The organism is Mesorhizobium sp. L2C066B000, from assembly GCF_000502335.1.
Taxonomy (GTDB): domain Bacteria; phylum Pseudomonadota; class Alphaproteobacteria; order Rhizobiales; family Rhizobiaceae; genus Mesorhizobium.
The window spans coordinates 61809-76600 of record NZ_AYWZ01000001.1; the positions used below are offsets into that span (position 1 = coordinate 61809).

A 14792-nucleotide genomic window follows, 5' to 3' on the forward strand; every position below is an offset into this window, starting at 1 on the left:
TCTCCCCCATTGAGGGGGAGATGTCGCCGAAGGCGACAGAGGGGGTCGCCACGCGTGGAGCGCTGACCTCCAGCTGCCGCGAGGAGCTTGCGTCCGGTCGAACCGACCCCCTCTGGCCTGCCGGCCATCTCCCCCTCAAGGAGGGAGATTATCCACGCCCGAAATGCCGTGCCGCGACCTCGACATGCGTATGGTGCGTGTGGGCCTCGAAGCGCTCGGTCTCGTTGTGGTCGGCGGCTTCGTTCGGCCACCAGGCACCACCCACGACGATGCCGTCCGATGTGAGCCGCTGATCCGCGATCAGCGCCGCACCGACCGCATCGACGAAGGTAAAGCGCCCGGGGCGCAGTCTCAGCACCGCGACATCGCCGACACCGCCAACTTTCAGCGTCCCAAGCTCCGGCCTGGCGATCGCCTCGGCTGGCCTTTGCGTGGCGGCGCGCAGCACCTCGACCAGCGGCATGCCGAGCGCCATTAGCTTCGACATGCAGACCAGTATGTCGAAGGCCGGACCGTCGACGCAATAGAGATGCACGTCGCTGGAGATGACGTCGGGCGCGAGGCCCTCGACCAGCATCGCTTTCGCCACGGCGAAGTCGAACGATCCCATGCCGTGGCCGATGTCGAAGATGACACCGCGTTCGCGGGCCAGATACATGTCCGGCCGTACCGCACCGGAGGCGAAGACCGGCGCATTGGGGAACGGGCGAAAACAGTGGGTGAGGATGTCGCCTCTCCGCAGGCGCGGCAGCACTTCGGAGCGGCCGGGCGGCGGCTCGTCTATATGCGCCATCAGCGGCAGGCCGGCCTGGTCGGCGGCCTCCAGCGCGAGATCGACCGGCGCGATGCCGCTGGCGCCGCCGGCATGCTTACCGGAGCGCACTTTTACGCCAACGACGACATCGGCGTGCTCGCGCACCGCAGCCACCGTCTCGCGTGGCTCGCAGAGCCTGAGATCGCTGCATTCGCCGACCGAGACGCTTTGTGAGAAGCCGAATATGCCGGCAAAGGAGATGTTGACGTAGGCGAGAATACGCACCTTCGAGCGCTCGATGACATGGCGGCGAAAGCCCAGAAAATTGCCGGCGCCGGCGCTGCCGGCATCGATGAAGGTGGTGGTTCCGCTCTTGGCCGCCAGCCGGTCGGCGTCAACGCCCAGCGAGGTGCCGCCCCAATAGACATGGCTGTGCAGGTCGATGAGGCCGGGCGTGACGATGCAATCACGAGCGTCGACTATCTTGGTGGCGTGCTCGGCATCGATCGCCGCCTCGATGGCCACGATCCGTCCGCCCGCAACGGCGACATCGCGCGGCGCGTCCAGGCCCGAGGCCGGATCGATCAGGCGGCCGCCCTTGATCAGGAGATCGAACTGCATCGGCGCCTGCCTCTCTCTTTGTTTCGGGGCATGATCTTTGGACAAAACGGTTTCCGTTTGTCCGAGAAAACCGGTTTCCACTTTTCGGGATCATGCCCCGACTGGTCAAACCGGCCGGTAAGCGACGGCTTCGACCTCGATCTTGATGTCGATCATCAGCCGCGATTCGACCGTGGTGCGGGCCGGCGGATTTTTCGGGAAGTGCTTGGCGTAGACGGCATTGAAGGCGCCGAAGTCGCGCGCGTCCTCGAGCCAGACCGTGGTCTTGACGACATCGTCCATGGTGCAGCCGGCCAGCGCCAGTGCTGCCTTCACATTCTGCAGCACCTGCTCGGTCTGCTCGGTAATGCCGCCCTTGACCACAATGCGGTCGCCGTCGACCGGCACCTGACCTGAGATGTAGACGAAATCCCCGGCGCGCACGGCCGGCGACAGCGGCACGTGGGATGTTCCAAAACACTCTTTGGGCAAGGGAAACTCCTGTTCAGAATGGCGGGCCGCGCCCCGTTTTCGCCGACCGCTCTACGCCTGTCCCGGTGATCCTCATAGGGGGCTTTTTGGAAAGCAACATTTTTCCAAACGCGTGTTGCTTTATCGCAGGCTCGCCAGCATCTTGCGCGTCGCATTTTCCCGACAGGAGATTTCAATGACCTTCGACAAGAACCCGTTTCCAGAGGGCGATGCCGATCGTCACGCGCTCTGGGAAATGCTGGTGCGGCGCGACATCGACGCCTTTATCGGTCAGGACTGGTCGATGGTCGAGGATGATTTCCTCGCCGACAGCTTCTTCGGCATGCATGCGCATTTCCTCAGCGATGCCGACGCCTGGCGTCTGCAATTCCCGAGCCTTGCCGTCTATCGCGACGAATGGCTGCGCCAGGCCAAGGAGACGGCGGCGACCGAATTCGCCGAGCCGCTGCGCGAGGCGCTGTTTCGCGTCACCAACATGCGCGACATCGACGTCGATGGCGACCGCGCCGTGCTGCACAAGAAGTTCAACGGCTCGGTGGCCAAGGCCGATGGCAGCGTCGACAAGCTGAAATGGCAGACGCTGTATTTTTGCAGGAAGGTGGCGGGCCACTGGAAGATCGGCGGCTTCGTCGGCTACATGCCACATCCCTTGGGGATCTGAGTCTTGCCGCTTATGCTACTGCCGGCCTTCGCGCACGAAGACGTGCGCCTCCCGGGCTGCAGTTGTAAAAGCTCGCCAACCGAACTCACTCGAGCTCAAGCGAGTTGAACGGGACAGGTTCGTCCAACAGGGCTAGCGGTGGTCGAACACGACCGCCATGGTCTTACCAATTGCCGCCATGACCACGAGTTCGACGAGATCGTCGTCGCTGTCGACACAGGTTGGATCCATCCGGCGGATGGCGTCGAGCGCCGCTCTAGTCGAGACGGTATCGCCGGCGCGGAATCTGGAAAGCGCAGAGGAAACAAGGTTCTGGGTTGTCACGTCGATGACAGGTACGCTCGGCACTACGTTCATGGCTTCCTCCTGCCAAGAACCCTCTCCCGAAGGAAATAATACGCCGAACGACGGCGTGTGCCAGCGGAATCGTGGTCCGACCAGATTGCCTGGAGGGCACGGTTGCGTGTTTGATAGGATCGAGCCCACAGCATCCAGGACCGGACATGAAACTGTACTTCAGCCGCAATCCCAATCCGCGCCTCGCGGTTGCAACTGCACGTCATCTGCAGGCCAAGGTCGAGTGTGAGTTTGCGGCACCCATGGCGCCCGGGCAGGCTGAGCGGTTTCGTCAGCTCAATCCCAATCTTACCCTGCCGATATTGGCATGGCCGGGCGGCAGCCTGTGGGAAGCCGACGCCATAGCCTGCCTTCTGTCGCGCGAAGCGGGTTCGGATTTCTGGCGCGGCGGCGGCGACCAACCCGACATGATCCGCTGGCTAAGCTGGGGCAAGGAAAATTTCGTGCGGGCCTGCGACACCGTGCATTTCGAGCGCGGAACCAAGCAGCGCTACGGGATTGGGCCCGTCGACCAGGGCAAGGTCGAGGAGGGGCTGGCGGAGTTCCGCATCGCGGCAGCGATTCTCGAGGCGGAGCTCGCCAAGCGGCCATGGCTTGTGGGCAAGTCGCTCTCCTATGCCGATTTCCGCATGGCGACGTTTTTGCCGTTCAACGATGCAGCCGGCCTGCCGCTGGCGGACTATCCCTCTGTTCTGGGTTGGTATCGCCGGCTCGAAGCCATCGATGCCTGGCGCGATCCCTTCGACGGGCTGGAAGCGCCGCTTCTGCCGCCGGTCAACTCCGCTTGATGTGCCTTCCCTATGGGCAGATGGGCTGATGTGTGGCGCTTTGGCAGCATAGGTGTGGAACAGCGGGCGAGTTGCCATGGCGCGCTCGACGGCTCGCGGCCGGGTTGATAAGCCCTGTCCGCAAGGAGAGTCGTGACATGACCGTAGCCATCGAGATGGGACAGACGACGGCGGGTGCGCCGGCGGCGCTCGACCTTGAGGAGCTGCTGGCGACCCGGCTTCTGGTGCAAGGCAATTCCGGCTCCGGCAAATCGCACCTTTTGCGCCGGCTCCTGGAGCAGAGCGCGCCCTGGGTGCAGCAGACCATCATCGACCCGGAAGGCGATTTCGTCTCGCTGGGCGACCATTACGGCCATCTGGTCATCGATGCCGAGGAGCATACGGAGCGTGGCCTGCAAGCAGCCGGCGAGCGGGCGCGCATCCACCGCGTCTCCACGGTGCTCAATCTCGAAGGGCTCGATGCCGAGAACCAGATGCGGCGCGCCGCTGCCTTTCTCGGCGGATTGTTCGAGGTTGCCCGCGAGCATTGGTATCCGATGCTGGTGGTGGTCGACGAAGCGCAGCTGTTCGCGCCCGCCGTGGCCGGCGAAGTGTCCGACGAGGCGCGAAAGCTCTCGCTCGGCGCCATGACCAATCTGATGTGCCGCGGCCGCAAGCGTGGCCTTGCCGGCATCATCGCCACGCAGCGGCTGGCAAAGCTCGCCAAGAATGTTGCGGCGGAGGCCTCCAACTTCCTCATGGGCCGTACCTTCCTCGATATCGACATGGCGCGCGCCGCCGACCTTCTGGGCATGGAACGGCGTCAGGCCGAGGCGTTTCGAGACCTGGAGCGCGGGCACTTCATGGCGTTGGGACCGGCGCTGTCGCGCCGCCCGCTCGGCGTGCGCATCGGCCAGACCGAGACCAGCCCGCGCAACGGTACGCCGCGGCTGATGGCAATGCCGGAAACAGCGCTTGAAGACGCACGCGCCATCATCCTGGCGGCGCCGCCGCCCGAGACGATCCGCGCGCCGCGCCGGATGGCGTCGCCGGAGCTGCTCGACCAGCTGATGGCGGCCAAATCGGCGGCGCTGGACATCCGCCCCGAACCTGCGGAACCGGCGGTAAGCGCCGAGGATATGGCCGAGCGGCGAGAGCGGGTGGACCGTGTCCTGCGCGCCATCCTGGCGCAGCCCAATGCGGGTTTCCGCGTCATCGGCGTGCTTTATCAGGAGTTCGTCGTCCGCTGCCGCATCGAAGGCCTCGCTTCGGTGGTGCCGGACCTCTCAGAATTCCGTCGCATGCTGACGCGCGCCCGCGCCGGGCTCGGCGCCGACATGGCAGGCGATGACGCCTGGCAGGACGTTTCCGTGCGCGCCTCGCTGCTGCCCGAGGACATGCAGGGCGTGTTCATGATGATCGCCCGCGCCGCCAAGGAGGGCTGGCCGTGCCCGAGCGACGCGGCGATCGCGCGCGCCTACGGCTCGCATTCGCTGCGGCGCGCCCGGCGGCTGCTCACCTATATCGAGGAGCAGGGCCTCATCGTCTGCCAGCTCGACGGCACCGGCCGCCGCACGGTGACGCTGGTCGAGCTCGCCTGGGCGACGGCGCCGGGCGACCCCAATGCCGCGGAGGCGGAACAGGGCAGCCTGGCGCTGTGAAAGGCGAACAGGCAGCTACCTGACTTGCTTGCGCGGTTCTGAACAAGATGTGTTTCGCCGATCGGCGCGCGACGATTTATGATGGGTTTCCGAGAATCGCAGAACGGTTCGGGCGGGAGGGTTGTCCGGTGCGGTTGAAATCTCTGGCTGTCTTTGTCTTTGGCCTCCTCGCCATCGCCGGCATCGCCTTGACGATGTCTGCCCGGTCTTTTGCCGCGTCCTCCGATTTACCGGCGTGGCTGCAGGCCCACGTCGGCAATGACGACGGCGAGATTTCGCAAGTGGTGCTGGAGCGGGCGCGCGCGCTTTACCTGAAGAAGGTCGCGCAAGGCGCGGTCCACAATGGCTGCTATTTCGCCATGGATGCGACGCGCCCCGGCGATCTCGGCAATGGCGTGCTGGGGCGGCGCTACTACGTCATTTGCGAGGCCAAGCAGTCGTTCAGGGCGATCTCGTCGGGCCATGGCGGCGGCCGCAATCTGAAGGGCGTGGTCGATTTCTCCAACGGGAAGCGCTGCGCGAAAAACTTCGGCAATGCGCTGGACTCGTCCTTGACGACCGGCGGCGCCTATATGACCGGCGAGGCAAAGACCTCATTCAAGGGTTTTTACCGCATCGGCGCAAAAAAGGACCAGGCGCTGCTGCGCACCTTCATCCAGTTCGACGGCGAGGGCGAGACGGCGAATGCCAGGCAGCGGGTGATCGGCGGCCACGCGGCGCGGCTGTTGCGCGGCATGTGCCTGCGCAAGAACCCGAACAGCTCCTATGCCGACCATGACGGCTTCGTCCCATACGGCAAGCTGGTGGATTACGCCGGCGGCCGCAGCAATGGCTGCACCAGCTGGTCGCCGTCCGACGCCGACCAGATCATTTCGATGGTGAAGAGCGATCCGACGACGCTCTATATCTACCCGGAATCGCGCGACATCGCCGCCGTTGGTAAATCGGGCGCCTATTGGAATGCGTGCTGCCTGAAGGAGATCGGCAAGCCGAAATTCTGGCCGCGAAAGAGCCTTGAGCCGATCATCGCGCAATACGCCAAGGACAACCCGCCACCGCCGCCACAACCGTTGCCGATCTGCACCGGGCCGTGAGGGATGCGTCCTCGGCTCGGCATTGTCGGCGGCGGACTGGCTGGGCGGCGCCGCCGATCCGATGGGCTCTACTGATTGATCTCGGGTTCGACGAGCTTTGCCAGATTGCGCAGCGACTCCTGCCAGCCGAGGTAGCAGGCTTCGGCCGGAATAACGTCCGGAATGCCGGCCTGCGTGATGTCGAGTTCCGTGCCGACCGACACTTTCTTCAGGAGCACGGTCACTTCGATCTGGCCGGGCAAATTGGGGTCGTCGAACCTGTCGGTGTAGCGCAGGCGCTCGCCGGGAACGAGTTCGAGATATTCGCCGCCGAAGGAATGGCTGCCGCCCGTCGTGAAGTTTCGGAACGACATCTTGAAGGCGCCACCGACTTTCGCGTCGAAGCTGTGCACGGTGCAAGTGAAGCCGTTCGGCGGAAGCCATTTCGCCAGCGCGTCGGCTTCTGTGAATGCGCGGTAGACCTTCTCCGGGCTGGTCGTCAGAACGCGGTGCAAACGTACGGTGCTTGGCATCTCTTCGGTATCCTTTGTGGTTTCGTTGTTCGATGCCCCAAGGACGGGTGAACCTCACCCGGTCCGACATAGCTGTCAAATTTTCTTGAGCCCTTTGCCGGCAGCCATCCGCCCGCGACTTCGAGTCGCCGCCTCAGGCAGGCGGTCGTGTCGCGTCAAATTGCATGAATCATTGACAGGTTGCCTAACCTTTCGGCGCGGATCTCACAATTTATTAAAATTGTAAGTCTCTCCTACAAAGTTGTATTAGGATCAGCTTAACGCCTTCGGCATTATCTATTAAATGATGGGCGACGATCTCCTTGGTGTACTATAGAATGATTCCCTGGAACGACGGATCAATTTAAGAGTTGATCCGAAATGGTCGCTCGAAGGTTGTCGAACGACCAAGGCAGCACGCGCAAGGAGTGTCGGAATGACCACAGTCCTCAACGCCAAAGGCATTCCACTTCCGTATACCGGCGCTTCCACCCATTGGTTCTCGGCGACTGGAGGCGCGCCTTACCGCTACGGCACCTCGGGCAACGATTCCTTCTGGGGCGACACCAACGTCAAGGTCACCATGTATGGCGGCGCGGGCGACGACTATTACCATCTCTATTCGACGATCAACAAAGCGGTCGAGAACTACGGCGCGGGCGTCGACACGATCGATACCTGGATGAGCTACAAGCTGCCCGCGAATTTCGAGAACCTCGTCGTCACCGGCGACGGCCACTATGCCTTCGGCAATGGTCAGGACAACATCATAACGGGCGGCGCTGGCAGCCAGACGCTGGACGGCGGCAAGGGCAATGACGTGCTGATCGGCGGCGCCGGCGCCGACACCTTCATCATCACCAAGGGCAATGGCAGCGACCTTATCTCCGATTTCGGCGCGACCGACACGGTGCGCCTCAACGGCTATGCCTTCACCTCGTTCGAGGCCGTCCACGCCAATATGGTCCAGGTGGGATCGAACGTGCAGCTGAACCTCGGCTCGAGCGAGGTGCTGGTGTTCCACAACACCACGATCGACAAGTTTCAGCCCGGCCAGTTCGAGCTGCCGATCGACAAGACCGGCATGACGCTGTCCTTCAACGACGATTTCAACACGCTGAGGCTGTGGAACGGCCAGAGCGGCATCTGGGATTCCAATTTCTGGTGGGGGGCGCAGAACGGCAGCTCGCAGCCCCAGAACGGCGAGCTGCAATGGTATATCGACGCCAATTATGCGCCGACCAGCTCGGTCCATCCGTTCAGCGTCGCAAGCGGCGTGCTCACCATAACCGCGGCGCATGCGCCCGACGACATCAAGCCGCTGATCAACAATTACGAATACACTTCCGGCATACTGACGACGCACGACACCTTCTCGCAGACCTATGGCTATTTCGAAATGCGGGCCGATCTCCCGGAAAACGCCGGCGCGTGGCCGGCCTTCTGGCTTCTGCCCGAAGACGGTTCATGGCCCCCGGAACTCGACGTGATCGAAATGTATGGGCAGAACCCGAATGCGCTTCTCATGACCGCGCACACAAATGAGACGGGAACCCACACCACGGTCGGGTCGACGGTGAATGTCTCCAACACCGACGGCTATCACACCTATGGCCTGTTGTGGACGCCGGACAAGCTGGTCTGGACCTATGATGGCGTCCAGGTCGCGGAAGCGGCGACGCCGTCCGATATGAACAAGCCCATGTATATGCTGGTCGACCTTGCGGTCGGCGGTCAAGCCGGCGCGCCGCCCGACCATCTGGCGACGCCCGCGCAAATGAAGATCGACTATATCCACGCCTATACGCTGAACGATTTGCAGCAGAGCCATCTGAGCACGACAGCCGAGCACGCGGTCTAGATGTCACGGGACCGCGCGCCACTCAGGGATGCGGCCATCGGCCTGCGCCCGGTTTTCCTGCGCGGCATCGCCGATATCGGCATCTTTTCGTTGCTGATCAACATCCTGCTCCTGGTGATCCCGCTCTATCTGCTGCAGGTCTATGACCGGGTGTTGCCGTCCTCCAGCGTCGAGACGCTGCTTTATCTCTCGGCCATGGCGGTCCTCGCGCTCGCCTTCCTCGGCCTGCTGGACGCGGTCCGCGCCATCTACGCGCAACGTGTTGCGGCCACCGTCGACCAGAAACTGGGCGCGCGGACATTCGCCGCCTCGCTTGGCGCCAGACATGCCGGCAGCGGGCTGTCGCCGCTGAACGACCTTGCCACGACTTGCGCCTTCATCAGGTCGCGCGGCGTGGCGGTGTTGTTCGACCTGCCGTTTGCGCCCGTCTTCCTGGCCTTGCTCTATTTCATCCATCCCGTCCTGTTCTGGCTGACGCTCGCCGGCGCCGTGCTGCTGTTTCTCCTGGTCGTGGCCAACCAGCTTGCCATCGGCAGGAACGATGCCAGGTCGGCGGAACGCTCGGCGGTGGCCAGCCAGGCGGAGCAGGCCTTCGCCCGCAACACCGACACGCTGCGCGCCATGGGCATGGTGCAAAATGCCGCCGCGGTCTGGGGACAGCACGTTGCTGAGGCGCTGACCCTGCATGACCGTTCCGGAAGCGCCAATGCGATCTTCAGCGCGACGTCGCGGGCGCTGCGCATGATGCTGCAACTGGCGATCCTCGGCGCCGGCGCGTGGCTGGTGCTACAAGGGCAGATGACCGCCGGCATGATCTTCGCTTCGTCGCTGGTGTCGTCGCGCGCCCTGCAGCCGCTCGACCAGCTGATCGGATCCTGGCGGCAGATCGTCGACGCCAGGCGATGCTGGAAGCGGCTGGACACCGCCCTTGCGGCGCAACCAGCGCAGGGGCGCAAGCTCGCACTGCCCGATCCATTGGGCGCGATTTCGGTGCAGGATCTGTTCTTCATCGCGCCGACTGCGGCTTTCGGCACGGAGCCCATCCTCAAGCGGTTGAATTTTGCCATCGGCGCCGGCGAAGCGGTGGCGATCGTCGGCCCGAGCGGGGCCGGCAAATCGACGCTGGCGAAATTGCTTGTGGGCGCGCTGCAGCCGACCGGCGGCGCGGTCAGGGTCGACGGCGCCGACCTGAGGAGCTGGGACGAAACCCAGCTTGGCAGGCATATCGGCTATCTCGCGCAGGAGGTGGAGCTTTTCCCCGGATCGATCGCGCAAAATGTCGCCCGCTTCGAACCCGACGCCGATGACGCCGCGATCGTCGAAGCGGCCAGGCGCGCCGAGGCGCATGAGCTGATCCTCACGCTGGCCGACGGCTATCAGACTGTGATCGGCCCGTCGCATACCGTGCTGTCGGGCGGCGAGCGTCAGCGGATAGGGCTGGCGCGCGCCTTCTACGGCAAGCCACGCATGCTGGTGCTGGACGAGCCCAACGCCCATCTCGACGGCAGTGGGGAGGCGGCGCTCGAAGGGATGCTTTCGGCCGCGCGAAGTGTAAGCGTCACGACAGTCGTCATCACGCATCGCCCTTCGATCGCCGCGGCCTGCGACCGCGTCATGGTCCTGCGCAACGGCATGGTCGAAGCTTTCGGCCCTGCGAGCGAGGTGCTGAGGCAACCGGCGGCCGGCAAGGCCGGGAGCGCGGTGGTGACAGGCTCGTTCGCGCCGACCGTGCGCCCGCACAGCGTCCGCTTCGGGTCATAGACGATGATGCAGCAGAGCCTCGCCTTCGAAGGTCGACCGCGCACCGACTTCCGCCGCATGGCCGTCGTCGGCTACGTGGCCATAGCGCTCTTCGTCGGCTGCTTCGGCTATTGGGCGGCGAACGCGCCGCTCTCCGGCGCGGTGATCACCTCCGGCACGATCTCGGCGACGGGCGGCAACATCCTCATCCAGCACCCCGAGGGCGGCATCATCGAGCAGTTGCTGGTGCATGAAGGCGACCGCGTGCAACAAGGCGAACCGCTGGTCCTGCTCGACCGCAGGGCGGCCGAGACCGACCTCAACCGGCTGACCAGACAGTCGATCGCGCTCAGGGCAAGTGCCNCTCGACCGCAGGGCGGCCGAGACCGACCTCAACCGGCTGACCAGACAGTCGATCGCGCTCAGGGCAAGTGCCGCGCGGCTGGAGGCCGAGCGCGACGGATCGGACAGGCTGGCGCCGATCGCCGAGGCAGCGCCCGCGCCGTTCCAGAGCGATTTCGACAATCTGGTGCACGAACAACAGAAGGAGTTCGAGGCCCGGCTCGCCCGGTTCCGGTCCGAGCAGTCGATCCTGGCGCAGCGCGTCGCCATGCATCGTGAGTCGGCGCTGGGCCTGGAGGCGCAGAAACTCGCCATCCAGCAACAGGCCGAGATCGTGAAGAAGGAACTCGGCATCAAGACCGGCCTGCTCGACAAGGGTCTCACCAACCGCAGCGAATATTCGCAGCTTCTGCGCAGCGAGGCCGATCTGGTCGGCCAGGCCGGCGCGCTGGAGGCGGATATCGCAGCGACCAAGACGCAGATCGTCGAAGCCCAGGCGCAGGTCGAGCGCGCGACCACGCAGCGCGTCGAGGACGCGCTGACCAAGCTCGACGAGGTTCGCACCAGCCTGGCCGACATCGGCGAACAGATCACCGCAGCCGAGGCGGTGCTGGGGCGCACGACGATCAAGGCGCCGGCACCCGGCATCGTGGTATCCTCGATCTACAACTCCAAAGGCAGCGTGATTGCGCCGGGGCAGAAGATCATGGAGATCCTGCCGACCGCGTCGGGCCTCATCGTCGACGCGAAGCTGCGGCCGAAAGACGTGGACCTGGTTCGCGTCGGCCAGCCGGCGAAGCTCAGGCTGTCCGCCCTGAACGCGCGCCTCACCCCTGAGGTCCCGGCTACGGTGACGCAAATTTCCGCCGACCGGCTGATCGATGAAACCACGCATGAGGCATATTTCCGCGCCAGGCTGAAGATCACCGACACGCTGCCGCAGGGCGTGAAGGCCGAGCAGCTTTACCCTGGAACACCGGTCGAGGCGTTTATCAGCACCGGCGAGCGGACCTTCCTCGAATATCTGGCGCGCCCGATGCTGGACTCGTTCGCGCGGGCGTTCACGGAGCGATAGGCGAGGGCGCCCCGCCCGACATTCGGTTCGGATGCCTGAGATGGGTCGGCGTGATGCCGGTCTGCTGGCGGAAGACACGGCTGAAATGGCCGGCATTGGGAAAACCGCAGCGGTAGGCGATGTCGCCGATCGCCAAGTCGCTCCCCTCCAGCAGCGACTTCGCCTGATGCACGCGCAGCGCAAGATAGGCGGCCATCGGGCCGATGCCGAGCTCGGCGCCGAACAGCCGCTCAAGCTGACGCCGGGATAAATTCAACCGGCCTGCGATCTCGGCGACCGACAGCGTCTCCTGGAGATTGCTTTCCATCAGAAGCAGCGCCCGTTTTACCGCGCGGCTCGAGGCCGCGGGAAAGAGGTCGCCGACGGGCTGCACATCCAGGCTCGAGCGGATGCGGTCGAGCACGAGGATCTTGGCGGCTTTTTCCGCAGCCTTGCGGCCGATGAACTGCGACACGAAATGGCCGGCAAGGTCGGCTGCACCCGTGCCGCCGGCGCAGGTCGACCGGCCCCTATCGACGGAAAACAGGCTGTCGGCATGGGCGTTCACGTCAGGGAATTGGCTGCGGAAATCCTTGATATGGAACCAGCTGACGGCGGCACTGTAGCCATCGAGCAGGCCGTAGCGCGCGAGCACGAAGCTGCCGGTGCAGAGTGCCGTCAGCGGCACGCCCTTTTGGGCCGCCCGCAACAGGAAGGCCTCCTTTTCGGAGCTGAGGCTGCGGTTGGTGTCGAGCAGACCGCCGACCACGACGACATTGTCGAACTCCTGCGGGTTGCCGATCGCCTTGGTCGGCAGCAACTCGACACCGCAACTCGCCCGGATCGGCAGGCCACGCTCGCCGACGATCTCCCAGTCGAACTCGATCCGGCGGCTGCGGTCGCCCTCATCGCCGGCCAGCCGCAGCGTGTCGATGAACAGCGACAGCGGCGACAGCGTGAAGTCGCGAACCAAGAGAAACGCAAACCGCCTGGCCATTGTTGCTCCGAAACCGTACCTTCGGGTGGATGGAAGCAATTATCGCGAAAGATGTCGCACAGGCGAGCACGCGGCGCTTTTCAGGAGAAGCCACCGGATGTCGGAGATGAGATTGACGACTTTCTGATGCGCCGTCACGGTATCGCTTTGGCTTCAACAGGCCGAGACCGCTCGCATCCATAACAATTTGCCGCTATATTGGGTTCATGACAAAAGCACAGACCAAACAGGAGCTGACCGGCAAGTGGGTGGTGCGCGATTCCCGCAGCGGCCGCTACGTTGAAGTGCGCGGTGCTGATTCGATGAAATCGTCGCAGTTGCCCCTGAAAAAAAGTGTGGACCTTACGAAGCCGATTGCTAATCAAGCCCTCAAAGGCGGCTCTCACCAGGTGCGCAAACCCAGGGATAGTTGATCCTTGCCAGGGGCGCTTCTCGACACGCATACGTTTTATTGGCTGGTAACGGCCGCAGGCACGCTTTCGGAAGAAGCTCTCATCGCAATCGCCGAGAGCCAAACTGCGGGCAAGCTTTATGTTTCCCCAATCACTGCGTGGGAATTGGCGATCGCGTCCCATAAGCCGACGCACAAGAACCCGCCCTATCTCGGCATAGGAGGATCCCGGCGACTGCTACCTGATCGCAACGGCGCGAGTAAGAAAAATTCCGATCATCACCCGCGACACAATCATGCAGGGGCTTGCCTCGCCGGACTATCTACAGATCATTGTATGTTGAGTTTGCAGCCACAGCACTAAGCGGAGCCCCAACCATGACCCTGACCAATCGCGATATCATCGAGCTGACGGCATGGCGGCGCAGGCTGCACCAGCGGCCGGAAATCTCCAACGAGGAAGAAAAGACCGCCAAGGAAGTCGTCGCCTTCCTCGCCGATACCGGGCCGGACAAGGTGCTGACCGGCCTCGGCGGCCATGGTGTGGGAGCGGTGTATGACAGCGGCCAGGCCGGGCCGACGGTGCTGTTCCGTTCGGAGATCGATGCGCTGCCGATCGAGGAGCTTTCAGGTGTCGAGCATGCCTCGCAGGTGCCGGGAAAGTCGCATATGTGCGGCCATGACGGCCACACCGCGATCCTCGCCGCACTCGGCCGCCAGCTCGGGCGCGAACGGCCGGCGCGCGGCCGCGTCGTCTTGATGTTCCAGCCGGCGGAGGAGACCGGCAATGGTGCGGCCGGCGTCGTCGCCGATCCACGCTTTGACGAGATCGCGCCGGACTTCGCCTTCTCGCTGCACAATCTGCCGGGCGTGCCGTTCGGCGAGGTTCGCCTCAAGCCCGGCGTGGTCAACTGCGCCTCGCGCGGCATCCGCATCGTGCTGGACGGCAAGACCGCGCATTCCTCCATGCCCGAAACCGGCGTGTCGCCGATGCCGGCGATCAGCCAGCTGATGCCGGCGCTTCCGGCACTCGGGCGCGGCACTTTCGCCGATGACGATTTCAGCATGGTCACCGTCACCCATGCGACGATGGGCGAGGCCGTGTTCGGCATCGCGCCCGGCTACGCCGAGGTGTGGGCGACGCTGCGCACAAGGCGTGACGAGCGCATGGCGGAGCTGGTCGCAGCTGCGGAAGCGCTGGCCGCCAGGATAGCGGCCGAGCACCGCCTGTCCGTGCGCTGCGACTATCACGAAATCTTCGTCGCCAGCGTCAATGCGCCGGACGCGGTGGAACATCTCAACCGCGCGCTTGACGAAGAGGGCGTCGCGCGCAGCGAGGAAGCCTTGCCGATGCGCGCTTCGGAAGATTTTGGCATCTTCGGCCACAAGGCGAGCTCAGCCATGTTCTTTCTCGGCGCCGGCGAGCGCCATCCTTCGCTGCACAACCCCGATTATGATTTTCCCGACGATCTGATCCCGATCGGTTCGAAGATCTTCATGCGCACGGCGCGCAACCTTTTGGGGTGAGCG

At 64.1% G+C, this 14792-nt stretch carries 14 protein-coding genes and 1 pseudogene; 10 read left to right on the forward strand and 5 right to left on the reverse strand.

Annotation, left to right across the window (positions count from 1 at the left end):
- Positions 1-148 precede the first annotated feature (148 nt).
- Together X733_RS165355 and X733_RS165350 are read right to left on the reverse strand one after the other, a co-directional pair.
- Complete coding sequence (locus X733_RS165355; protein ID WP_023817182.1) at positions 149-1375, reverse strand: amidohydrolase/deacetylase family metallohydrolase; 1227 nt, start codon at positions 1373-1375, stop codon at positions 149-151.
- 105 nt (positions 1376-1480) lie between these two features.
- The gene (locus tag X733_RS165350) at positions 1481-1846 is read right to left on the reverse strand and encodes a RidA family protein (RefSeq protein ID WP_023683098.1); all 366 of its coding nucleotides are present in this window, start codon (positions 1844-1846) and stop codon (positions 1481-1483) included.
- 175 nt (positions 1847-2021) lie between these two features.
- Between X733_RS165350 and X733_RS165345 the strand changes: the two genes are divergently transcribed.
- Positions 2022-2507 (forward strand): hypothetical protein, encoded by a 486-nt coding sequence (locus X733_RS165345; RefSeq protein ID WP_023686540.1) that lies wholly within the window; start codon positions 2022-2024, stop codon positions 2505-2507.
- Between the two features lie 132 nt (positions 2508-2639).
- Here the strand turns inward: X733_RS165345 and X733_RS165340 are convergent, their stop codons facing one another.
- Complete coding sequence (locus X733_RS165340) at positions 2640-2864, reverse strand: hypothetical protein (protein WP_023817183.1); 225 nt, start codon at positions 2862-2864, stop codon at positions 2640-2642.
- A gap of 146 nt (positions 2865-3010) precedes the next feature.
- On the opposite strand from X733_RS165340, the gene X733_RS165335 reads away from it, so the two are divergent.
- The 3 genes from X733_RS165335 (at position 3011) to X733_RS165325 (ending at position 6386) form a co-directional block, all read left to right on the forward strand.
- Complete coding sequence (locus X733_RS165335) at positions 3011-3652, forward strand: glutathione S-transferase family protein (RefSeq protein ID WP_023710834.1); 642 nt, start codon at positions 3011-3013, stop codon at positions 3650-3652.
- Between the two features lie 137 nt (positions 3653-3789).
- A complete protein-coding gene (locus tag X733_RS165330; RefSeq protein WP_023817184.1) occupies positions 3790-5292 on the forward strand; it encodes an ATP-binding protein in 1503 nt (500 codons plus the stop codon).
- A 128-nt stretch (positions 5293-5420) separates the two neighbouring features.
- A complete protein-coding gene (locus X733_RS165325) occupies positions 5421-6386 on the forward strand; it encodes a hypothetical protein (RefSeq protein ID WP_023817185.1) in 966 nt (321 codons plus the stop codon).
- 68 nt (positions 6387-6454) lie between these two features.
- Here the strand turns inward: X733_RS165325 and X733_RS165320 are convergent, their stop codons facing one another.
- Positions 6455-6898, reverse strand: a complete 444-nt coding sequence (locus X733_RS165320; protein WP_023683102.1) for an SRPBCC family protein — start codon at positions 6896-6898, stop codon at positions 6455-6457.
- 415 nt (positions 6899-7313) lie between these two features.
- Here X733_RS165320 and X733_RS165315 point away from each other — a divergent pair, with 415 nt between their 5' ends.
- The 4 genes and pseudogenes from X733_RS165315 to X733_RS01000000165685 all read left to right on the forward strand — a co-directional run bounded on the left by X733_RS165315 (position 7314) and on the right by X733_RS01000000165685 (position 11895).
- Positions 7314-8738 carry a family 16 glycosylhydrolase gene (locus tag X733_RS165315; RefSeq protein ID WP_023817186.1) on the forward strand — a complete coding sequence of 475 codons (1425 nt, stop codon included), beginning with the start codon at positions 7314-7316 and terminating at the stop codon, positions 8736-8738.
- On the forward strand, positions 8739-10499 hold the full coding sequence (locus X733_RS165310; protein WP_023817187.1) for a type I secretion system permease/ATPase: 1761 nt from the start codon (positions 8739-8741) through the stop codon (positions 10497-10499). It abuts the gene before it with no gap.
- Positions 10500-10556: 57 nt separating this feature from the next.
- Positions 10557-10751 (forward strand): annotated as a pseudogene (locus tag X733_RS1000000170545) (HlyD family type I secretion periplasmic adaptor subunit); the annotation flags it as partial.
- A gap of 85 nt (positions 10752-10836) precedes the next feature.
- Positions 10837-11895, forward strand: a complete 1059-nt coding sequence (locus X733_RS01000000165685) for an HlyD family type I secretion periplasmic adaptor subunit (RefSeq protein WP_245274363.1) — start codon at positions 10837-10839, stop codon at positions 11893-11895.
- Here X733_RS01000000165685 and X733_RS165305 read toward each other — a convergent pair.
- Positions 11882-12871: a GlxA family transcriptional regulator gene (locus X733_RS165305; RefSeq protein WP_023817188.1), complete on the reverse strand. Its 990-nt coding sequence runs from the start codon at positions 12869-12871 to the stop codon at positions 11882-11884. The genes X733_RS01000000165685 and X733_RS165305 overlap by 14 nt on opposite strands.
- A gap of 206 nt (positions 12872-13077) precedes the next feature.
- Between X733_RS165305 and X733_RS165300 the strand changes: the two genes are divergently transcribed.
- Entirely contained in the window at positions 13078-13284 is a 207-nt protein-coding gene (locus X733_RS165300) for a hypothetical protein (RefSeq protein ID WP_023817189.1), read from the forward strand.
- 356 nt (positions 13285-13640) lie between these two features.
- Complete coding sequence (locus X733_RS165295) at positions 13641-14789, forward strand: amidohydrolase (RefSeq protein ID WP_023817190.1); 1149 nt, start codon at positions 13641-13643, stop codon at positions 14787-14789.
- Positions 14790-14792 lie beyond the last annotated feature (3 nt).

What these genes read in the sequence shown, in the direction of transcription:
- X733_RS165355 (WP_023817182.1), bottom strand. Translation starts at nt 1,375, where the DNA reads ATGCAGTTCGATCTCCTGATCAAGGGCGGCCGCCTGATCGATCCGGCC.
- X733_RS165345 (WP_023686540.1), top strand. Translation starts at nt 2,022, where the DNA reads ATGACCTTCGACAAGAACCCGTTTCCAGAGGGCGATGCCGATCGTCAC.
- X733_RS165340 (WP_023817183.1), bottom strand. Translation starts at nt 2,864, where the DNA reads ATGAACGTAGTGCCGAGCGTACCTGTCATCGACGTGACAACCCAGAAC.
- X733_RS165335 (WP_023710834.1), top strand. Translation starts at nt 3,011, where the DNA reads ATGAAACTGTACTTCAGCCGCAATCCCAATCCGCGCCTCGCGGTTGCA.
- X733_RS165330 (WP_023817184.1), top strand. Translation starts at nt 3,790, where the DNA reads ATGACCGTAGCCATCGAGATGGGACAGACGACGGCGGGTGCGCCGGCG.
- X733_RS165320 (WP_023683102.1), bottom strand. Translation starts at nt 6,898, where the DNA reads ATGCCAAGCACCGTACGTTTGCACCGCGTTCTGACGACCAGCCCGGAG.
- X733_RS165315 (WP_023817186.1), top strand. Translation starts at nt 7,314, where the DNA reads ATGACCACAGTCCTCAACGCCAAAGGCATTCCACTTCCGTATACCGGC.
- X733_RS165310 (WP_023817187.1), top strand. Translation starts at nt 8,739, where the DNA reads ATGTCACGGGACCGCGCGCCACTCAGGGATGCGGCCATCGGCCTGCGC.
- X733_RS165305 (WP_023817188.1), bottom strand. Translation starts at nt 12,871, where the DNA reads ATGGCCAGGCGGTTTGCGTTTCTCTTGGTTCGCGACTTCACGCTGTCG.
- X733_RS165300 (WP_023817189.1), top strand. Translation starts at nt 13,078, where the DNA reads ATGACAAAAGCACAGACCAAACAGGAGCTGACCGGCAAGTGGGTGGTG.
- X733_RS165295 (WP_023817190.1), top strand. Translation starts at nt 13,641, where the DNA reads ATGACCCTGACCAATCGCGATATCATCGAGCTGACGGCATGGCGGCGC.